The following is an 18,404-nucleotide window of genomic DNA, read 5'->3' on the forward strand; positions in this document are numbered from 1 at the left end:
CTAAAGGCGCATAATGTATATTATGTTAAATAAGGTATTAACACGGCAATATCTGACTCAGCCACAGCGATCATATTATCCCCTTTCCTCTGCCTTCCCGATTTTATCCCTCGTCTATGAGGTCCGCTTCTGTGCGTCGACAGTAAGCCATTTCAACGCTCCCCGTTACGCGTTTCACTTCTTATTGCCACGCATCTCTTTTTGCCGTTGTTGTTCAGCACGGCGCTGCTTATCCCGACCAATTCTGGCTACATTATTTTTCAGAGCGGCGGCTTTGATCGGCAGCTCTTTAGTCCATAAAGCTTGCGGCACGAAGTAACTTTCTGGCTCAGCTTCAAATACCGCAGCAAGCTGCTCCAGAATTAGATGCAGGCTTATGTTGTGCTCGACCTGAACACGTATATTTGTTTCCTGCATGGATATCCGGAAGAACTCGTCGAGGTAGGCTTTCATCTCACGAAACCTGACTGGACACCTTTCCGCTTCATCAGCGGGATCGGTGACTGCATCAAATTTCTCCAGTAAAAAGTAGACAACAGGAAGCATCATCGCTTTGATACGAGCGACTTCTATTGCCGGATTACGTTTCAAATCGCTAAGATTGCTTAACCTTGCACGGATACAAGCGATCGGATTGATGACCCTGATAAGTTCGTGTGATTCTGCAGATGTGGCGCTATCTTGCTCAATCATAAACCTCTCAGTGTTTAACTGCAGTCTATCGCCGGAAAAGTCTTTGTAGCTGAATCCTGATGGAAAATCGATAACATCCACCGTGTTTGGACGTTCAGGACTATCCGGGTCTGCAAAGAATCGGCCATCAACGTTTTTAATCTGTTGTGTTTTAAGGTCAACCAGGGCAAATCGTGCCAGTGATGGTGGCTGTCCTTGTCCATTCATATTCGGATCCACACCGAGAGCTGCAGCTATTGCAGCGACATCATGGCGTCGGGCGGCGTAATCGACATCTACGGAGGTAACAAGACGGGCATCTGGCAGAGCATCTCTGTAAAGCTCCCGGTAATAAGCAACCCAGTACTGAATGGCTTGTCCGCCCACGGTTATTACGGGATCAGATAAAGTATTAGCCTTATCAATCAATTTCTTATTGAGAATATAGGCTTGTTCAAAAGGCGGGATGACAGGATCAGGTGACATAAAAAAACCATCTGCTGGAAGATGGTTCATTTTGCTTTGCCATATCAGACAGCATCAGGAAAAGCTGACGATATGCTTAGATGAAAGTTTACAGGATTTACTGTAGCGCGATTTCTCGGCAGGTTTATATCCGTCTTCACCCCGGACAATGGCTGCCGCTTTTTCATCATAACGCTTGTGTTGTGCTTCTTTGATTTCAGACGGAGTCATTTTAAGAAACCACATTACCTTTCAGTAAACAATACTACAAATTTATACCCTTTCGTCTGACCATTCCAGTGTTTCGAACGACAAAACTCGTCTGCCGGCTGATTTAGCCTCGGCCAGCCCATGATGCTTAAACAGAGAAGATGACTACACTGACAAACTGCCGATGTAATTTCAAAAATGAAAATCAATTAATCTGATTGAGATTTTATCATTGTAAATCAATAAGTAACCACCCTTTCCTCTCGGCTTCATTTGCTCGCAGAAACCTCCGGGAAACATTATCTCAACAGCTTGCGCTGGCCTGAAGTCCACCGGTATAAGGTTAGTGTTGCGATGTTAACGGTTGCTGAAGCACTCATGCGGTGAAAATGCCGTATTGGTGAAACACAATTCGGGCGGCATCATGATACCGCCCGGCCTGCTTATTTCAGATGTGACCGCAGCTCTTCACCGGCCTGGCTGATAGCCGTTCTGACCGTTGGTTCCTGGCTTAATGCGTTCAGCAAACCGTAATCATGAATCATGCCGTTATAACGCGTCACGGTAACCGGTACGCCCGCTGCATCCAGCTTACGACCAAACGCTTCACCTTCATCACGTAACACGTCCAGTTCTGCGGTCTGAATCAGCGTCGGTGGCAACCCTTTCAGCTGTGCGGTCGTTGCCCGCAACGGCGACGCCAGGATGTTATTACGATCTTTTTCTGATGTGGTGTAGTTATCCCAGAACCACTTCATCATGTTCTTCGTCAGGAAATGTCCGTCAGCAAACTGATCATAGGACGCGGTATCAAACCGCGCATCGGTAACCGGCCACAGCATCACGTCATAACGAATGGCTGGGGTTTTAAACTGTTTCGCCTGCAAAGCAACCGCAGCCACCATGTTACCGCCAACGCTGTTGCCAACCAGCGCCAGACGTTTACCGTCAACGCCAATTTCAGCGCCATGTTCGGCAACCCATTTAGTGGCTTCATAAGCCTGAGTAATCGCCACCGGGAAATGCGCTTCTGGCGACGGCTGATAATTGACAAATACCGCAGCCGCGCCGGAAGCATTCACTATGTCACGTACCAGCCGCTCATGGGTCGGAAAATCACCCAGCACCCAGCCGCCTCCGTGAAAGAACATGAACACCGGCAATGTACCGCTGGCGTGCTCAGGCTTAACGATGGTCAGCGTCAGTGGCTGGCCCAGTACAGTAATGGTCTTTTGTGAAACCTGTGCCGGCGGCAGTTCTGCGCCCTTCTGCGCGCCAGTCAACACCGCTCGGGCGTCTTTAACCGACAGCTGCTCAATCGGTTTGCCACCGCCGCTGTTCAGCGCTGTCAGAAAAGCGGCAACGCCGGCGGTCGGTTGTGGGCTGTTTTCAGTCGGTGCAGCAAACGCGGTACTCATCTGGCTGGCTAACAATAATGCACTGGCGGTCAGTTTCATTTTCATCACAGGATCCCCATTAATTTGCTATTAAGTAGTGTGCTATCTGGTTGGCATGACAATGACACGCCAGAACTGAATTGTAAACTATCAAATAGTGCGCTATTTAAATGATGCATTCACCCTGTCATGCATTCTTCGCCTTTAACCGCTAACCTTGCGGCTATCTGCATCAATTATCTGCCACTAAGCCCCCTTTCTGAGAAGTTTAAAAAAATCAAAACTTAGGTAAAGACCCTGCTTTTCTGACTGTTCAGCCATTGCAATCTGCATACTGCCTGATGACTGTAAGTTGAAAGAGTAACTGTATGATGTAACTAAGTGGAGTTCTGGCTCATGGCTTCTGACGGCTGCGCCTCGGAAATTTCACATTTTCCGCCGCAAATTGTCGCTCTGTCGCCAACCGCTCTACTATTGCTGCAAATAAACCCCGTCAATAAAGGAAACATTGATGAAAACCTCACATGCTTTGATCGCAACTGTACTTCTGGCCACTGGCGTTTCTGCTTCTGCTGTTGCTGCACAACCGGCTGCGGCAAAAAATCCGTTAAGCGTCCACGTCCTCAACCTGCAAACCGGCCAGCCGACCGCCGGTATTGAAGTTGAACTGGATCAGAAACAGCAGGACAACTGGGTGAAGCTGGCTTCAGGCGTGACCGACAATAATGGCCGTATCAGCGCCCTGTTCCCGCAGGATAAAACCGCCAGCGCGGGCAGCTACCGCGTAGTGTTCAAAACCGGTGACTTCTATAAAAAGAACAACCAGAAAACCTTCTTCCCGGAAATCCCGGTTGAGTTCAACATGGAGGCCAGTGGCGAGCATTACCACATTCCGCTGTTGCTGAGCCCGTTCGGTTACTCAACCTATCGCGGTAACTAAGCCTGTTGAAAGCATCCGGCACGCTGACCGTGCCGGATTAACCCTCTCCCGCCACCCGCGCCGGAAAACACTCCGCCAGCCAGTCGATAAACACCCGCAACCGATGCGTGACGTGACGATTCTGCGGATAGACCAGATGAAACGGATAGCCCGCTGGCCGCCAGTCGCGCAGTATTTCCACCAGTTCCCCCTGTTGCAGAAATGCCCCAAGGCTGTAGCTGAAGGTCTGGATAATTCCCAGCCCGGCCAGTCCCGCCGCCAGATGCGCATTACTTTCATTTACGCCAATCCGATGCGCACTCTTGATCTCGATTTTCTCGCCGTTGCGTTCAAAACGCAGTGGAAACGGCCTGCCGCTCTGCGGTGACAGATAGCTGACCAGCCGGTGACCATTGCGCAATTCATCCGGATACGCCGGCACGCCAAAGGCTTTCAGATAGGCAGGCGTGGCGCAGGTAATCAGCGTGGCGTACCCCATATTACGGGCAATAAGTGAAGAATCGACCAGCGGTCCGCCGCGTATCACACAGTCAACGTTATCGCTGACCAGGTCGATCGGTCGATCGGCCACCCCGAGATCCAGCGTGATGTCGGGATAACGAGCAAAGAAATCAGGCAGCAGCGGGATCAGTACCTCCCGGGCGGTGGAACCGCCGATATCGATGCGTAAATGCCCGCGCGGTTTACTGCGCAGCACGTTAAACGAAGCATCGATATCGTCGAGATCGTGCAGGATACGCAGCGATTTTTCATAATATTCCCGTCCTTCTGAGGTTACCGTCACCCGCCGGGTGGTGCGCTGGAGCAGCCTGACCGACAGATGGGTTTCCAGCTGCTGGACCAGCTTGCTGAGGGTCGCTTTCGGCATATTCAGCAAGTCAGCCGCACGGGTAAAACTGCCGCTCTCCACCACCCGAGCGAAGGCTTTGATAGCCAGTAACTGATCCATTTTCTCCCCCTTATTATCCATCCCCGTGGATAGTTATTTTCATTTTACCCGATTTATCTGCCAATCCTGCCGCTCTACAGTAGCCATCAGTCGGGCAACGTAACGGCCCGGGACACATCGGCTTTATAACCTACCTTATCCGGAGAGCAACAGATGAACCCATCACTGGCAGGAAAGATTGCACTGATCACCGGCGGCACCAGCGGAATTGGTCTGGCGACGGCTATCGAACTGGCATCACAGGGCGCGCAGGTCTTTATCACCGGCCGACGCCAGGCTGAACTGGATGCCGCCGTCGCGGAAATCGGCAGCGCCGCCACCGGCATCCGCGCCGATGCTTCGCAATTGCATGACCTTGATACGGTTTACGCCCGCATCGCCAGTCAGGCTGGACGGCTTGATATTCTGTTCGCCAACGCCGGCGGCGGTGACATGATGCCATTGGGGGCAATCACCGAAGAGCATGTCGATCGCATCTTCAGCACCAACGTGCGTGGCGTGCTGTTTACCGTGCAGAAAGCGTTGCCACTGCTGGTCGATGGCGCATCTATTATTCTGACCGGCTCCACCACCTCGATTCAGGGCACCGCGGCCTTTAGCGTTTACAGCGCCAGCAAAGCCGCCGTGCGTAACTTCGCCCGTTCGTGGGCACTGGATCTGAAAGAGCGTGGCATTCGCGTCAACGTCGTCAGCCCCGGCCCGGTCCGCACGCCTGGCCTTGGCGGGTTGGTGAGTGAAGATCAGCAACAGGGACTGTTTGATGCGCTGGCGGCTCAGATCCCGCTCGGTCGGCTGGGCAAACCCGAAGAGGTTGCCAAAACGGTGGCGTTTCTCGCCTCGGATGCAGCCAGCTTTATCAACGGCACCGAACTGTTTGTTGATGGCGGCATGGCGCAGGTCTGACTTTCATCCCGCGACGGATCAGCAAGAACGGTGCAGTCAGGCCGTTCTCTTTGCGGATAACCGGTGCGGAAAATCATCGCCACACCGGATAGATACACTCAGCGTCTGACTCCCTGGCAAGCCCCTTAAGCGCGGCGGCAATCCGCAGCAACCCTGCCCGCTGTCATAAAATGTCACGTTGCGCTGCCCCCAATCCGCCTAATCCCCCGCTATAGTTATTCCCTGTCACGTTAGTCATAAAACCATGGAGATAACATGAGCCAACTTTTTTCACCTGTCTCACTGGGCGAACTTGCGCTGGAAAACCGCATTGTGATTGCGCCGATGTGCCAGTATTCAGCCGAAGCCGGCAATGCCTCCGCCTGGCACCGAATCCACCTTGGCCAGCTGGCTTTTTCCGGCGCCGGTTTGCTGATTATTGAAGCCACCGCCGTCGAAGATATCGGCCGTATCTCTCCCGGTGATTTAGGGCTGTGGAATGATGACAATGAAGCAGCACTGAAGTCAGTGCTGGAGGATGTCCGTCGCTACTCGTCGATTCCGATTGGCATTCAGCTGGGACACGCCGGACGCAAAGCGTCATGCGCAGTGCCGTGGGAAGGCGGCAAACAGATTGCGCCTGATGCAGCAGAGGGCTGGCAAACCGTGGCACCTTCGGCACTGAGCTACAGCGAAGATGAAGCCAAACCGCTGGCGATGGACGCCGACGCGCTGGCGCGGGTAAAACAGGCGTTTGTCGACAGCGCCCGCCGGGCAGTAAAGCTTGGCATTGAGCTGATTGAGGTGCACGCCGCACACGGCTATCTGCTGCACCAGTTCCTCTCGCCGCTGTCGAACCAGCGCAGCGATGAGTACGGTGGCTCGCTGGAAAACCGGATGCGCTTCCCGCTGGAGGTGTTCCAGGCGGTGCGTGATGCGGTGCCAGCGTCAGTACCGGTTGGCGTGCGCATTTCGGCAACGGATTGGGTTGAGGGTGGCTGGGAAGTGAATCAGTCGATCGCCTTCTCCCGCGAGCTGGAAGCGCGCAACTGTGCCTATATTCACGTCTCCAGCGGTGGTTTGTCTGACAAGCAAAAAATCAGCGTCGGCCCGAATTACCAGGTACCGTTTGCCCGCGATATTCGTGAGCAGGTATCCATTCCGGTGATTGCGGTTGGTCTGATCACCGAGCCACAGCAGGCAGAAGATCTGTTGCAGCAGGGTGAAGCCGATCTGGTGGCACTGGCACGCGGTATTCTCTACGATCCGCGCTGGCCGTGGCACGCAGCGGCCGCGCTGGACGGTAAAGTCCGGGTTCCGCCGCAGTATCTGCGATCAGAACCGCACGACGTCAAAGGCATCCTGACCCGCGACGAATAAGCACACTGGCAGGCCGCCTCACGACGGCCTGCCAGCCAGATTACTAAAGAATGCCCTTCAGACGCAGATGTTGCAGCAGCATGATGGTTTTCGCATCCATGATGTCACCGTCCGTAATCGCCTGCAGCGCCTGGTCAAAATCCATCTCCAGTACCTCGATATCTTCCCCCTCCTCAGCGATACCGCCGCCCTCACCGTTGCGCTGCTGATCGGCATATTCAGCGATAAAGAAGTAGAGCTTTTCGGTAACCGATCCGGGACTCATAAAGGCTTCAAACACCTTCTCGACCCGCGTGACGCGAAAACCGGTCTCCTCTTCGGCTTCGGCAACAATGCGCGTCTCCGGCGAGGCGTTATCCAGTAGTCCCGCCGCCGCTTCAATCAGGAAGCCGTCGTGCCCGTTAAGGTAGATTGGAAAACGGAACTGGCGCGTCAGCACCACGCTTTTTTTGTCACGGTTATACAGCAGGACCACCGCACCGTTGCCGCGGTCATAGGCTTCCCGGCTTTGCTCCTGCCATTGCCCATCACGCCGTAACAGCGAAAAGGTGTATTTCTTCAGGGTGTACCAGTTATCCGACAGCAACTGCTCGCTGATGATGCGCACACGGTCACGGTTCTGCTGCATAGTGATCTCCTCGATGAGTGGACAGCGGTCACGCTATCATGCACAATCGTGCACTATCAAGAAAAAACAGGCAGAAAAACTGATGTTATCAGGACAACGTAAACAGGCGATCCTCGCCCTGCTCGCCAGCGAAAAGCAGGTGCAGTCGCGCGACCTCAGCCAGCGATTTGGTGTCTCAGAGGACTCTGTACGACGGGATTTGCGTGAAATGGCGGCCGAAGGACTGTTGCAGCGGGTCCATGGGGGTGCCCTGCCGGTTTCCGCTGCGCTGGCGGGATTTGAAACACGCAAAAGCGTGCAAACCGCCTCAAAACGGGCAATTGCGCAAAAAGCCGTTGCGCTGATTCAGCCCGGACAGATCGTTCTGATCGATGGCGGGACCACCAGCGCTGAACTGGTGCGACTGTTGCCCGCGACGCTGGATTTTACCGCAGTGACTCACAGTCCGAGCGTGGCGCTGGCGCTGGCCGATCATCCGCGCGTCGAGGTGATCCTGATTGGCGGCCAGCTTTATAAACACTCAGTAGTGGCGGTCGGCGCGGCGATGCTGGAATCGATCAACCGCATCAATGCCGATCTGTTTTTCATGGGGGTTACCGGTGTGCATCCGGCCGCAGGCTTTACCACCGGTAATTTTGAAGAGGCTACGGTAAAACGCGCGCTGGCCGGTCGGGCGGCGGAAACCGTGGTTATGGCCTCAGCCGAGAAACTCAATTCCGCTTCAGCCTTTGCGATTGGCGATCTCTCGCTGGCCAGTACGCTGGTGATCGATACGCCGCCGGGCGAGCCGCTGCGTCAGGCACTGACCGCCCACGGCGTCACCCTTATCTGAGGGCGTAACAGGCCTGTAAAGCCAGATGCGGCGCGGTCAGCGGCCGCTGGCTGACAGCAAACTGCTGCGCCACTGGTGTCATCGAGCTTTGCGCCAGTGCCACCTGACCTGCGCCCTGCTGATAAGCCTGCTGCGCCGCTTCTGCAATCAGGGCAAAATAACCCGCACTATCACCGGCTTTAAAGGCTGCCCAGGCGCCCTCCACCAGCCGGACCTCAACCTCGCTCCCTGCCCGGCAAAACAATGATCGGGTCGCTTCCAGCGTCGATTCCGCAGCACAAAGCGCAACCGAGGGTCCCTGATGACGCTGCAGCGCTTCGGCCAGCATTTTATCGCTACGCAGCACCCAGCCATGCTGACCGGCCGCGACAAAATCATCGGCGACCGGAGCCAGGGTTGAGCAGGTAATCACAATCGCATCCATCTGCGGCAGCAAGGCATCAATCAGCCGGGCGATCCGGGCGCGTAATTCCGCCGTCATGCCGCCACTGCGCTCCGCCTCTGCCAGCCAGTCGGGCATCACCAGGTGGTTAAGCGGCGGTGTAGTGGTAGACAGCGAGGCGGCAGCGTCGTCAAAAATGGCGATATTACTGGCCGCAGTATGAAGGCAGAGCAGGTTCATGGTTCTCTCCGGGCTGGGTGATGTGAGATGAGTGAGCAGCTAACAGACTTTACCCGTTTAGCTGCCCTGTCCAGCGCTTAAGGCGATCCGCTGACGTAAAAAGTCGATAAAGCCGCGCACCTTTTCCGCAACGTGTCGGGTATCCGGATAGACGGCATAAATGCCCTGCATCGGAAAAGCGTAATCCGGCAGCAGATGACACAGACTGCCGCGTTCAATCGCCTCACTCACCAGCCACTCCGGCAGCAGCGCGACCCCATTACCCTGCAGCGCAAATGCCATCAGTGCCGCCGCGCTGTCCGCTGAAAACCTGACCGGCCGGGTTATCTCAAACGGTACCCGCTGACCGTCCGGACCGCTAAGCTGCCAGCGCAGCGGGTCGGTAAGCCGGTTATGCACAATCCAGTCGGCCTGCGCCAGCGCGCTCAGCGAGTCAACCGGATGGTGGTTCAGCCATTCAGGTGAGGCCACCGGCAGTATCGCAAATCGATCCAGTAGCGCCGCCCGATGAGTGGAATCCGCTAACCGGCCCAACCGGATAGCCACATCAAAACGGCCGGAAATCAGATCGTCGGTCGCGGTCGAAGCGACGTGCCGGATACGCAAATCGGGATGTCGCCGCTGAAAGGCAGTGAGCGCCGGAATAATCATCTGCACCCCATATTCCGGCGTACTGGTGATATGCAGCTCGCCGGTTAATCCACGGTGATCGCGCTGCACGTCGTCAAGCATTCCCTGCGCATCCTGCAACAGCGTTACGCTGCGCCGGTAAAAGGTGTCGCCTGCCGCGGTCAGCGCCAGCCGCCGGGTGGTACGCAGCAGCAGGCTCACGCCCAGTTCTGCTTCAAGCTGCCGCAGGCTGAAACTTACTGCCGCTTTAGTCTGGCCAAGCGAGGCCGCGGCGGCGGTAAAACTGCCGCTCTCCACCACCGCCACAAACATCGCCACCCGCTGTAGATTGAGCATCGGCATCATCCTTATTGTCAAAAAAGCGTTGACAGTATATCGCTGAATCCGGGGTTTATCTGACATTCTGCCGCGCCTAAAGTGTGCTCATCGTTCCGGAGAGCCCACTTATGACCTATCGCAGTAAAGTCGCCACGGTATTCCTGCTCGGCTTTTTTATCGACCTGATCACCCTGTTTATCGGCAGCGTCGCCTATCCGACTATCGGTCACAGCCTGCATGCCTCGGTGGCAGAGCTGGCCTGGGTGAGCAACGGCTATATTCTTGGCCTGACCTTAGTCATCCCTGTTAGCGCCTGGTTAAGCCAGCGTATCGGCGCGCGACGGGTATTTCTGAGCTCCTTACTGTTGTTCAGCGTAGCAACCGCTGGCGCAGGACTGGCACCCAGCCTGGCGGCATTGATCGGCTGGCGGGTCGTTCAGGGCATCGGCGGCGGCCTGATTATCCCGGTCGGCCAGGCGCTGACCTGGCGTCTCTATCCGCCACAGCAACGCGCCAGACTGTCAGCGGCGGTGATGCTGGTCGGCCTGTTAGCGCCGGCGTTATCACCCTCGCTGGGCGGCCTGCTGGTGACAACGCTTAGCTGGCGCGGCATCTTCATGGTCAGCCTGCCCGTCTCACTGCTGACGCTGTTACTGGCCGCCTGCTGGATCAAACGCGAGCCACTGCCCGCCATCCGGCCGCCGCTGCATGTGACTGGCCTGCTCAGCGGCTGTGGCGCGCTGGCCGCACTGTTACTGGGATTAACCTGGATCAGCGAGCCGGCCCGACGGCCGCAGGCAGTGGCGCTGCTGCTGACCGGCGGGCTGCTGGCTGCCCTGTTTATCCGCAGTAGCCGTCGCCATGCCCATCCGCTGCTGCCGATGCATCCCGGTCAGCTGATGCGCTTCGCCATGACGGTCTATCAGTGCGTTCCGGGCATGTTTATCGGTATCAGCCTGATCGCCATGTTCTATCTGCAGGCGCAGCTCGGGTTGACGCCGGTGGCGTGCGGCATGCTGATGCTACCGTGGTCACTGGCGTCGGGACTGGCGATCGTGCTGACCGGTAAACGATTCAATCACATCGGCCCGCGCCCGCTGATCGTCACCGGCTGTCTGCTTCAGGCGCTGGGAATAGGCGTACTGGCGCAGGTCACCGCCCCGGTTCCGCTGCCCGGACTGATGCTGGCCTTTGCCCTGATGGGGGCTGGCGGCAGCCTGTGCAGCAGCACCGCTCAGAGCAGCGCATTTCTTGAGACCGACGACGACGCGCTGCCGCACGCCAGCGCCCTGTGGACGGTTAACCGCCAGCTGAGCTTTTGCTTTGGCGTGGCGCTGCTGAGCCTGTTGCTTGATTTGCTCTCCGCCCATCTGGCGTTATCTCTGGCTTACCAGCTGACCTTTTACAGCGCCGCGCTGATCAGCCTGTTGCCAATTCTGGCCAGCTTTGGCCTTGATAACCGTGCCATCGTCCGGCGTTTATCCCCCCACAAGGAGTCTGTATGAACCGTTATTTTCGTGAAGTCATCGACGCGCATCAGGCGATTGAAGCCTGGCTGAGTGAAGGCAGCGGCGACGCGCTGCTGAGCCGTTTTGATGCTGAATTCTCTATGATTACCCTAGGCGGCACCGCCATTGATTACGCCGCGCTGAGCGCGATGTTCAGCAGCCAGCGCGGCGCCCGGCCAGGCTTGCAGATTACGCTCGATCGGCTGACCTTACTGGCGGAATGGCCGCAGGGCGCGGTGGTGTTATACCGTGAGCATCACCACCAGCCGGGCCAGACGCCCATTGTCCGCTGGTCCAGCGTGCTGTTTACGCTCCAGGGTGAGCGGCTGCTGTGGCGGCACCTGCACGAGACGCGCCAGCCAGAGTAGTCAGGGTTGCCAGGCGGCGTGCTGCAACACCACCCGATAGCCATCGGCATCCAGGAAGGTTACTCCCTGCCGATCCCAGTACGGATTAAAGGCCGGCCGCCGCTGGAATCCCGCCTGATCCATCCGCTGACAGTGGGTCAGCCACTGTTCTCGGGCCGGAATATAGAGCACCAGCAGGTCGTCGTCGGAAACCTGCGGCGTCAGCGGATGCGCATCACAGCGGGTAAATTCCAGATGCCAGTTTAAATCGACCCGACCCAGCATCACGCCGCTGAATCCCTGATGCTGTTCAAACGCGCCAATCGGGCTGAGCGCCAGGCCGTGACAATACATCCTGCTGCTTCGGTTCAGATCGGCCACCGGCCGCGCGATACGCAGTTGTTGAATATTCATCGCTTTCTCTCCTTCGGGTTTACTGTTATTTATCACAGCATCCTGATCTCCCCGTTACGCCGGGTGCGCAACCGCATCCCGCCGAGGCTGATAACATGCTGCACACTGAACGTTTACTGCTACGGCCGGTCCGGCCAGAAGATGAAGCCGACCTGTGGCGAATCTATGGCGATCCGGCCACCAACACCTTTAATCCGGCCGGTCCGTTGCGCGATCGCCAGCAGGCCCATGACGTACTACAGGCATGGCTACAGGGCTGGCAGGATGACGGCTTCGGCCGCTGGGCGATTGCCCGTCAGGCGCATCCCGATAAGCCGATTGGTTTTGGCGGCCTGAGCGTGCACCTGCAGGATGAACGGCGGATGAATAATCTCGGATACCGCTTTGAAACCGCCGCCTGGGGCCAGGGATACGCCACGGAATTCGCCTGCTTCACCGTCGGTTATGGCTTTACGGCGCTGGCGTTAAGTACCATTGAAGCGCGGGTCAGAAAACACCATCAGGCGTCGATTAAGGTGCTGGAGAAAGCCGGACTGCGCTATGTCAGTGAGATTCAGGACGTCGCCGATGCTGCACCGAGCCAGCTTTATGCGCTGTCGCGCGCAGCGTGGCTGGCCCGGCCGGAGTGAATCCGCCATTTTTTCCGCAATTTTTTCCAATATGCCTCTCGCCCGCCGGTGATGAAATCGGGTTTCCTTTTTACTGCTAACAGGAAGCCTGATGCCAGCCTTACTCCTCACCCTATTCACCCTGCCGGGCGGTGCCGCATGATGCCGTTTTCTAATGGCTTTCTGCTGAGCCTGTCGCTGTGCCTCGATATCGGTATCGCGAACATCGCGATGATTACCCTGGCGATGCAGCGCGGCTATTTCCAGGGTTTCTGGCTGGGCATCGGGACCTGCGTCGGCGATCTGGTGTATGCGCTGCTGGCGCTCTCCGGCATGGCGGTGCTGTTGCAGTTCAGTGCGGTACGCTGGGTGTTGTGGATTGGCGGCAGCGCTATGCTGCTGTGGTTCGCGGTCAAAATGGCGATTGCCGCCGCACGTCCCGCAGCGCCAGTCGGTCTGGAGACGGCCGCGCCGCCGCGTCCGCTGAAGCGTGAATTTTCCCGTGGCGTGCTGCTGGCGCTCTCCTCGCCGAGTGCAATTCTGTGGTTCGCCACCGTTGGCGGTGCGCTGATTTCCCGCATCGGTCAGCAGAGCGCGGCCACCTCATCCGCTTTTCTCGGCGGCTTCTTCATCGCTGGCGTACTCTGGACCTGCGCGTTGTGCCTGGTCGGGCATCTGGGCGGCCGGGCACTGGGTCAGCGCTTACTGAAATATTGCGCCATCGCCTCGGCCATCATCTTCAGCTATTTCGCTGTCTACGTGATCGTCTCTGGCTATCGGGAATTTATGCTGCCGTAAGCGGTGTGCCGGGCGTAGTCGTGCGGCGTCACGCCCATCACTTTCCGGAAGGCATTGATGAAATGGCTCTGATCGTAAAAGCCCAGCGCCAGCGCCGCCTCCAGCGGATGGACCCGGTTACGCAGCAGCTGACGGGCCCGGTGCAGACGTAGCTGCATATGATATTGCAACGGCGGCAGACCGGTATGGCGGCTAAAGCAGCGTACCAGGTGATACTTGCTCACACCCGCCTGGCGGGCCAGATGGTCGAGCGAAGGTTTGCTATCCAGCGCCGCATTCAGTTGCGCTTTGACCGCGGCCACCAGCCGATGCTCCGCCGGATCAGCGGGCTGTTCGGGTTGCAGCAGTTCACCACACAGCGACAGCAGCCGCTGTTGCTGATCCGCCAGGTCATCTTCCCGGCTCGCCCCGGCGAAGGCACATAAGGCGTTAAACAGACGCGGTTCATCCAGCACCCCTTCACGTAACGCCGGAGCCTGCTGGTGACTGTTGAGGTTGTGCGCGCGGGCAAGGCTCTGAAGCAGCGACTGTGGCAGATGCACACTGATGAAGCTCACTCCGTGGCGATCAAAGCGCGAGGCCTGCAGCGTGGCCGGATTGTATACGGTGACCTGCCCGGCCTTCACCTCGGCGGTTTTGCCTGCCAGCCAGATCTGTTCAACGCCGGTCAGGTTGGCGCTGATCACATACTCATCATGCAGATGACGTGGAAAAACCGCGTCGCGGGCGCTGACCTGCGAGCATTCAATGCCGTTAAAACTGAACCACGCTGAGGAATGTAGCGCCATTCTGCCGTCCCTTTTTTGCCAGCGGCTGTCTCTGTCACGATGATTCATCACACCATTTTGCCGTCGCTAATGCAATCGGTCCGCCGCCGTTCGCGCCGCGCCGGGCAAGCATCAGCGGGCATTCTGCTGCCGAAGCCAGCGCCCTTACCGCCCACAGCGCTAAACGCAGCCCGTCAGATGTCATCTACACTTGGTCGACGTTCACCCGGCAATGCAACGCGCATTGCCCAGCCATAAAAGGATGACAGCATGACTGAACACGCGAATCAGAATCACGCCTGGTTACTGGCTTCTCGCCCCCACGGCGAGCCGACCAAAGAGAATTTCCGCTATGTGGCGCAGCCAATCCCGCAGCTGAAAGACGGTGAAGTGCTGCTGCGCACCGTTTACCTGTCGCTCGACCCTTACATGCGGGGCCGCATGGATGACGGTAAATCCTACGCCGCGCCGGCCGAGCTGGATCAGCCGATGGTCGGCGGGACCGTTTGTCAGGTCGCCGAATCAAAAAACAGTGATTTCCAGACCGGTGACTGGGTGCTGGCACAAAGCGGCTGGCAGGAATATGCGGTCTCGGATGGCAAAGAGATTGCGAAGCTGGGCAACGATCTGCCGCACCCGTCATGGGCGCTGGGCATTCTCGGGATGCCAGGCTTCACCGCCTACATGGGCCTGATGGATATCGGTCAGCCGAAAGCCGGTGAAACCCTGGTCGTCGCAGCGGCGACCGGACCGGTCGGGGCGACGGTTGGCCAGTTAGGCAAACAGCAAGGCTGCCGGGTAGTTGGGGTTGCCGGTGGCGAAGAGAAGTGCCGTTACGCCGTGGAAACGCTGGGCTTTGACGCCTGTCTCGATCACCACAGCGCCGATTTTGAACAGCAGCTGAAAAATGCCTGTCCGGACGGCATTGATATCTACTTTGAGAACGTGGGTGGCAAAGTGTTCGATGCGGTGTTCCCGCTGCTGAATACGGCGGCGCGCGTGCCGGTCTGTGGTCTGGTCTCTGCCTACAGCCAGCGTGAGCTGCCGCCCGGCCCGGACCGCACTTCGCTGATCATGGCAGGCATTCTTAAACGCCGGATCCGCATGCAGGGCTTTATCATCTTCCAGGATTACGGCGATCGTTATCCGGAATTCCTTGAGGCGATGCGTCCGCTGGTGGAAAGCAAAAAAATCCACTATCGCGAGCATCTGATTGAGGGACTGGAGAAGGCGCCACAGGCGTTTATCGATATGCTGAACGGCAAAAACTTCGGTAAAACGGTGGTAAAAGTCGCGTCGTAAGGTAAAGCGTGCAGCGTCACTGACGTTGCACGCTGGCTAATCAGTGCGGCAGTCGCGAAACGTGCTCTGCCGCCGCCTGGTTCGCCTCATGAACCGCCGCCGACAGCGTTGCCCCGTCGCTTAAGCGCTGACACAACACCCCGACAAAGCAATCGCCCGCGCCATGCGTGCTGACCAGCGTCACTTTCTGCGCCGCCAGACTCGCGCTGTGGCCCGCCTCGCTATACGCCACGCCATGTTCACCAGCGGTGACCACCACCCGCGCAAAACGTCTGCCCAGCGCCTCGGCTGCGGCCCGCGCCGAAGCCAGATCCTGCACGCCGATCTGACACATATCGCGCGCTTCAATCGCATTCACCACCAGCAGATCGATACAGCGTTCAAACTCCGCCGACAGCGTTCTGGCCGGCGCAGCATTGACGCACACCGCAATGCCACGCGATCGGGCCGCCTGCGCCGCCCGCAGATTGACCGATTCCGGCACTTCATTTTGCAGCACCAGCATCGTCACATCCTGCCAGAAGTCCGGCTGGTCAAACGCCGACAGGGCAATGTGCTGATTGGCGTTAGAGACCACCACCGCGCCATAGTCACCTTCGGCATCGGTAATCGCCACGCTCATGCCCGACGGCAGATGATCGAGGGTGGTAACCGCGGCGCAATCCACGCCCGCCTGAAGCAGCTGCTCAAGCAGAAAGCGGCCCTGCGGACGCTGCCTACCGCTCCGGCAAAGCGCACCGCTGCGCCAGCGCGGGCTGCCGCTACCGCCTGATTCCCGCCCTTGCCGCCAAACTTATAGTGACAGGCGCTGCCCATCACCGTTTCGCCTTTCTCCGGACGATGTGGCGCGTCCAGCATAATGTCGTAATGAAGACTGCCGGTGACTGCAATTTTGCTCATAGCTAGAATTCCCGCAGATCCTGAACCGCATGCTGGGTTTTCATCAGGTTTTTCTCCGCCCGCTTTAAATCTTTTTTCGCGATAGCGACAAACAGCGCATCCAGAATATTCAGCTGGGCGATGCGTGACGCGGCGTTTTCACCTAACAGATGCGATCCCTGAGACGTTGAATTGAGGACCACGTGCGCGCTGCGGGCAATCGGTGATTCGGCATAATTGGTAATGGCGATCACCTTCGCGCCATTCCGTCCCGCCAGTTTCACCGGATCGTTCACGGCACGCGTGGCACCCGAATGACTGATGGCGATAACCACATCGTCATCAGATAACACCGCGGCGGACATCAGCATAATGTGGGCGTCATCATAGGCGGTCGACTTAATGCCTATCTTCAGCATCTTGTGTGAGAGATCGCGCGCAACCGCCGCCGATCCTCCCACCGCATACAGATCGATATGACGCGCTTTAAAGATAATGTCTGCCGCGCGATTAAATTCAGAGACATCCAGAATCGACAGCGTTTCTTCGATTGCCTGAATAGAGGTTCTGAATACTTTTGCCAGCAATTGTTCCGACGAGTCATCCGGCTCAATTTCCGCATGCAGTCCCGCCACCTCAGACTGATTGTAATAAATCAGGCTGCTTCTGAAATGCCGGAAGCCGGTGAAGTTAAGCTTTTTAGTGATCTTAACGATCATCGCCTCAGAGACATTATTCTCACCGGCAATCTCTTTTAATGACGACTGCTCGGTAATATCAGTTCTGGCGATAATCGCTTCAGCAACACGGCGTTCTAGCGGCGTCAGCTGGGGCAAACGCATACGAATCTGAGCACCAATGGCTCGCGGATCTTGCTTCATTACTTGCCTCGGGTCGCCCGGTCAATCAACATCGCTATGATAATAATAAGGCCGGTAGCGAGCAATTGATAAAAGGCCTGAATGTTCAGTAAGGTCAAGCCATTACGTAACACGCCGAGGATAATCACGCCAATCAGGGTACCAAACACGCTGCCTTTACCGCCCATTAGCGAGGCACCGCCAATCGCCGCCGCCGCGATAGCATCCAGCTCCCACAGGTTACCGATGGTGGGCTCCGCCGCGCCCAGTCGGCCAATCAGGATCAGCGACGCCAGTGAGGCCAGCAGACCAGAGAAGATATAGACCGTGACTTTGGTGCGCTTCACCGGCACCCCGGCGACCCGCGCCGCCTCTTCGTTGCCACCGATGGCCAGAATGTATTCGCCCAGCGGAGTTTTGTTCATCACCGTCCACAGCAGCAGCGCAATCACCGCCACCACCACAATCGGCATCGGAACCCCGAACAGGGTGCTGTTAACCACGCTGCGAAACGACAGTGGAATCCCGAAGATCGGATTGCCGCCGGTGTAAATCAGCGCGATGGCCCGGAACAGCGACAGTCCGCCAAGCGTGACGATAAAGGGTTGCAGACCGGCATAGGCAATCAGCGTGCCGCTGAACAGGCCACACAGCGCCCCGACGCCCAGCGTAGCGAGGATCGCCAGCGGCACCGGCACACCCGCCACCATCAGGGTCGCGCCCAGCACCGCCGACAGCGCCGCGGTCGGACCGACCGAGAGGTCTATACCGCCGGAGATAATCACCAGCGTCATCCCCAGCGCGATTAAGGCGTTAATCGAGGACTGCTGCAAAATATTCAGCAGGTTAGGCAGGGTAAAAAATACCGGCGACAGAAATGAAAATGTCACCACGATAATTAATAATCCAATTAAGGTACCGGCGTCACGCAGATTAAATTTCAGCAGTGCGGGCATGCGCACACCCGCCTGGGGAGTCGTCTGAGTCATCATAGTT

20 protein-coding genes and 1 pseudogene are annotated in these 18,404 nt (G+C 57.3%); 9 read left to right on the top strand and 12 right to left on the bottom strand.

The genetic code is table 11. The annotated features are described in order from the left end of the window. Nucleotides 1-174 precede the first annotated feature (174 nt). From ABIB18_RS04870 to ABIB18_RS04880, 3 genes are all read right to left on the bottom strand, one after another. Nucleotides 175-1,188: a hypothetical protein gene (locus ABIB18_RS04870; RefSeq protein ID WP_354473742.1), complete on the bottom strand. Its 1,014-nt coding sequence runs from the start codon at nucleotides 1,186-1,188 to the stop codon at nucleotides 175-177. A gap of 24 nt (nucleotides 1,189-1,212) precedes the next feature. After that, nucleotides 1,213-1,383 (bottom strand): hypothetical protein, encoded by a 171-nt coding sequence (locus ABIB18_RS04875; RefSeq protein WP_158087049.1) that lies wholly within the window; start codon nucleotides 1,381-1,383, stop codon nucleotides 1,213-1,215. Between the two features lie 407 nt (nucleotides 1,384-1,790). Beyond that, a complete protein-coding gene (locus ABIB18_RS04880) occupies nucleotides 1,791-2,810 on the bottom strand; it encodes an alpha/beta hydrolase (protein ID WP_354473743.1) in 1,020 nt (339 codons plus the stop codon). Between the two features lie 445 nt (nucleotides 2,811-3,255). Here ABIB18_RS04880 and uraH point away from each other — a divergent pair, with 445 nt between their 5' ends. After that, nucleotides 3,256-3,684 (top strand): hydroxyisourate hydrolase, encoded by a 429-nt coding sequence (gene uraH / locus ABIB18_RS04885; protein WP_031376896.1) that lies wholly within the window; start codon nucleotides 3,256-3,258, stop codon nucleotides 3,682-3,684. A gap of 37 nt (nucleotides 3,685-3,721) precedes the next feature. Here the strand turns inward: uraH and ABIB18_RS04890 are convergent, their stop codons facing one another. Then, nucleotides 3,722-4,633, bottom strand: coding sequence for a LysR family transcriptional regulator (locus ABIB18_RS04890; RefSeq protein WP_354473744.1), 912 nt, complete (start codon nucleotides 4,631-4,633; stop codon nucleotides 3,722-3,724). Nucleotides 4,634-4,786: 153 nt separating this feature from the next. Between ABIB18_RS04890 and ABIB18_RS04895 the strand changes: the two genes are divergently transcribed. Continuing rightward, entirely contained in the window at nucleotides 4,787-5,536 is a 750-nt protein-coding gene (locus tag ABIB18_RS04895; protein WP_089561556.1) for a glucose 1-dehydrogenase, read from the top strand. 255 nt (nucleotides 5,537-5,791) lie between these two features. Next, the gene (locus ABIB18_RS04900; protein ID WP_046288317.1) at nucleotides 5,792-6,895 is read left to right on the top strand and encodes an NADH:flavin oxidoreductase/NADH oxidase; all 1,104 of its coding nucleotides are present in this window, start codon (nucleotides 5,792-5,794) and stop codon (nucleotides 6,893-6,895) included. Nucleotides 6,896-6,938: 43 nt separating this feature from the next. Here the strand turns inward: ABIB18_RS04900 and ABIB18_RS04905 are convergent, their stop codons facing one another. Then, nucleotides 6,939-7,523 (bottom strand): NUDIX domain-containing protein, encoded by a 585-nt coding sequence (locus ABIB18_RS04905; protein ID WP_031376899.1) that lies wholly within the window; start codon nucleotides 7,521-7,523, stop codon nucleotides 6,939-6,941. Nucleotides 7,524-7,605: 82 nt separating this feature from the next. Between ABIB18_RS04905 and ABIB18_RS04910 the strand changes: the two genes are divergently transcribed. Continuing rightward, nucleotides 7,606-8,355 carry a DeoR/GlpR family DNA-binding transcription regulator gene (locus ABIB18_RS04910; RefSeq protein WP_354473745.1) on the top strand — a complete coding sequence of 250 codons (750 nt, stop codon included), beginning with the start codon at nucleotides 7,606-7,608 and terminating at the stop codon, nucleotides 8,353-8,355. On the opposite strand, the gene ABIB18_RS04915 is transcribed toward ABIB18_RS04910, so the two are convergent. Next, a complete protein-coding gene (locus tag ABIB18_RS04915; protein ID WP_371316225.1) occupies nucleotides 8,348-8,977 on the bottom strand; it encodes a glutamate racemase in 630 nt (209 codons plus the stop codon). The two genes, ABIB18_RS04910 and ABIB18_RS04915, sit on opposite strands and share 8 nt — an antisense overlap. A gap of 57 nt (nucleotides 8,978-9,034) precedes the next feature. Further along, nucleotides 9,035-9,943 (bottom strand): LysR family transcriptional regulator, encoded by a 909-nt coding sequence (locus tag ABIB18_RS04920; RefSeq protein ID WP_354473746.1) that lies wholly within the window; start codon nucleotides 9,941-9,943, stop codon nucleotides 9,035-9,037. Nucleotides 9,944-10,053: 110 nt separating this feature from the next. Between ABIB18_RS04920 and ABIB18_RS04925 the strand changes: the two genes are divergently transcribed. After that, nucleotides 10,054-11,430 carry an MFS transporter gene (locus ABIB18_RS04925; RefSeq protein ID WP_354473747.1) on the top strand — a complete coding sequence of 459 codons (1,377 nt, stop codon included), beginning with the start codon at nucleotides 10,054-10,056 and terminating at the stop codon, nucleotides 11,428-11,430. After that, complete coding sequence (locus ABIB18_RS04930) at nucleotides 11,427-11,801, top strand: DUF4440 domain-containing protein (protein WP_031376904.1); 375 nt, start codon at nucleotides 11,427-11,429, stop codon at nucleotides 11,799-11,801. The genes ABIB18_RS04925 and ABIB18_RS04930 overlap by 4 nt, the downstream gene beginning before the upstream one ends. Here ABIB18_RS04930 and ABIB18_RS04935 read toward each other — a convergent pair whose 3' ends face one another. Continuing rightward, nucleotides 11,802-12,194 carry a prolyl endopeptidase gene (locus ABIB18_RS04935; RefSeq protein ID WP_069728305.1) on the bottom strand — a complete coding sequence of 131 codons (393 nt, stop codon included), beginning with the start codon at nucleotides 12,192-12,194 and terminating at the stop codon, nucleotides 11,802-11,804. 95 nt (nucleotides 12,195-12,289) lie between these two features. Here ABIB18_RS04935 and ABIB18_RS04940 point away from each other — a divergent pair, with 95 nt between their 5' ends. Then, the gene (locus ABIB18_RS04940; RefSeq protein ID WP_069728304.1) at nucleotides 12,290-12,823 is read left to right on the top strand and encodes a GNAT family N-acetyltransferase; all 534 of its coding nucleotides are present in this window, start codon (nucleotides 12,290-12,292) and stop codon (nucleotides 12,821-12,823) included. Between the two features lie 138 nt (nucleotides 12,824-12,961). After that, nucleotides 12,962-13,600 carry a LysE family translocator gene (locus ABIB18_RS04945; protein ID WP_031376907.1) on the top strand — a complete coding sequence of 213 codons (639 nt, stop codon included), beginning with the start codon at nucleotides 12,962-12,964 and terminating at the stop codon, nucleotides 13,598-13,600. Here the strand turns inward: ABIB18_RS04945 and ABIB18_RS04950 are convergent. Next, nucleotides 13,576-14,388, bottom strand: a complete 813-nt coding sequence (locus tag ABIB18_RS04950) for an AraC family transcriptional regulator (RefSeq protein ID WP_031376908.1) — start codon at nucleotides 14,386-14,388, stop codon at nucleotides 13,576-13,578. The two genes, ABIB18_RS04945 and ABIB18_RS04950, sit on opposite strands and share 25 nt — an antisense overlap. Nucleotides 14,389-14,637: 249 nt before the next feature. Here ABIB18_RS04950 and curA point away from each other — a divergent pair, with 249 nt between their 5' ends. Next, a complete protein-coding gene (gene curA / locus ABIB18_RS04955) occupies nucleotides 14,638-15,669 on the top strand; it encodes an NADPH-dependent curcumin/dihydrocurcumin reductase (protein ID WP_089561552.1) in 1,032 nt (343 codons plus the stop codon). Between the two features lie 40 nt (nucleotides 15,670-15,709). Here the strand turns inward: curA and ABIB18_RS04960 are convergent. The 3 genes and pseudogenes from ABIB18_RS04960 to ABIB18_RS04970 form a co-directional block, all read right to left on the bottom strand. Continuing rightward, nucleotides 15,710-16,569 (bottom strand): annotated as a pseudogene (locus tag ABIB18_RS04960) (PfkB family carbohydrate kinase). A gap of 2 nt (nucleotides 16,570-16,571) precedes the next feature. Beyond that, a complete protein-coding gene (locus ABIB18_RS04965; RefSeq protein WP_031376910.1) occupies nucleotides 16,572-17,429 on the bottom strand; it encodes a MurR/RpiR family transcriptional regulator in 858 nt (285 codons plus the stop codon). Further along, on the bottom strand, nucleotides 17,429-18,400 hold the full coding sequence (locus ABIB18_RS04970; RefSeq protein WP_046288319.1) for an ABC transporter permease: 972 nt from the start codon (nucleotides 18,398-18,400) through the stop codon (nucleotides 17,429-17,431). Before ABIB18_RS04970 ends, ABIB18_RS04965 begins: the two co-directional genes overlap by 1 nt. Nucleotides 18,401-18,404 lie beyond the last annotated feature (4 nt).

Origin of the sequence: Pantoea sp. UYEF8, assembly GCF_040546285.1 — a bacterium.
In the GTDB taxonomy this organism is placed as follows: domain Bacteria; phylum Pseudomonadota; class Gammaproteobacteria; order Enterobacterales; family Enterobacteriaceae; genus Pantoea; species Pantoea brenneri.

Bases quoted from the DNA above. Each gene is read 5' to 3' on its own strand.
- ABIB18_RS04900 (WP_046288317.1), top strand. From the start codon at position 5,792: ATGAGCCAACTTTTTTCACCTGTCTCACTGGGCGAACTTGCGCTGGAA.
- uraH (WP_031376896.1), top strand. From the start codon at position 3,256: ATGAAAACCTCACATGCTTTGATCGCAACTGTACTTCTGGCCACTGGC.
- ABIB18_RS04945 (WP_031376907.1), top strand. From the start codon at position 12,962: ATGATGCCGTTTTCTAATGGCTTTCTGCTGAGCCTGTCGCTGTGCCTC.
- ABIB18_RS04915 (WP_371316225.1), bottom strand. From the start codon at position 8,977: ATGAACCTGCTCTGCCTTCATACTGCGGCCAGTAATATCGCCATTTTT.
- ABIB18_RS04905 (WP_031376899.1), bottom strand. From the start codon at position 7,523: ATGCAGCAGAACCGTGACCGTGTGCGCATCATCAGCGAGCAGTTGCTG.
- ABIB18_RS04880 (WP_354473743.1), bottom strand. From the start codon at position 2,810: ATGAAAATGAAACTGACCGCCAGTGCATTATTGTTAGCCAGCCAGATG.
- ABIB18_RS04930 (WP_031376904.1), top strand. From the start codon at position 11,427: ATGAACCGTTATTTTCGTGAAGTCATCGACGCGCATCAGGCGATTGAA.
- ABIB18_RS04910 (WP_354473745.1), top strand. From the start codon at position 7,606: ATGTTATCAGGACAACGTAAACAGGCGATCCTCGCCCTGCTCGCCAGC.
- ABIB18_RS04920 (WP_354473746.1), bottom strand. From the start codon at position 9,943: ATGCTCAATCTACAGCGGGTGGCGATGTTTGTGGCGGTGGTGGAGAGC.
- ABIB18_RS04965 (WP_031376910.1), bottom strand. From the start codon at position 17,429: ATGAAGCAAGATCCGCGAGCCATTGGTGCTCAGATTCGTATGCGTTTG.
- curA (WP_089561552.1), top strand. From the start codon at position 14,638: ATGACTGAACACGCGAATCAGAATCACGCCTGGTTACTGGCTTCTCGC.
- ABIB18_RS04935 (WP_069728305.1), bottom strand. From the start codon at position 12,194: ATGAATATTCAACAACTGCGTATCGCGCGGCCGGTGGCCGATCTGAAC.
- ABIB18_RS04895 (WP_089561556.1), top strand. From the start codon at position 4,787: ATGAACCCATCACTGGCAGGAAAGATTGCACTGATCACCGGCGGCACC.
- ABIB18_RS04970 (WP_046288319.1), bottom strand. From the start codon at position 18,400: ATGATGACTCAGACGACTCCCCAGGCGGGTGTGCGCATGCCCGCACTG.
- ABIB18_RS04875 (WP_158087049.1), bottom strand. From the start codon at position 1,383: ATGTGGTTTCTTAAAATGACTCCGTCTGAAATCAAAGAAGCACAACAC.
- ABIB18_RS04870 (WP_354473742.1), bottom strand. From the start codon at position 1,188: ATGAACCATCTTCCAGCAGATGGTTTTTTTATGTCACCTGATCCTGTC.
- ABIB18_RS04890 (WP_354473744.1), bottom strand. From the start codon at position 4,633: ATGGATCAGTTACTGGCTATCAAAGCCTTCGCTCGGGTGGTGGAGAGC.
- ABIB18_RS04925 (WP_354473747.1), top strand. From the start codon at position 10,054: ATGACCTATCGCAGTAAAGTCGCCACGGTATTCCTGCTCGGCTTTTTT.
- ABIB18_RS04940 (WP_069728304.1), top strand. From the start codon at position 12,290: ATGCTGCACACTGAACGTTTACTGCTACGGCCGGTCCGGCCAGAAGAT.
- ABIB18_RS04950 (WP_031376908.1), bottom strand. From the start codon at position 14,388: ATGGCGCTACATTCCTCAGCGTGGTTCAGTTTTAACGGCATTGAATGC.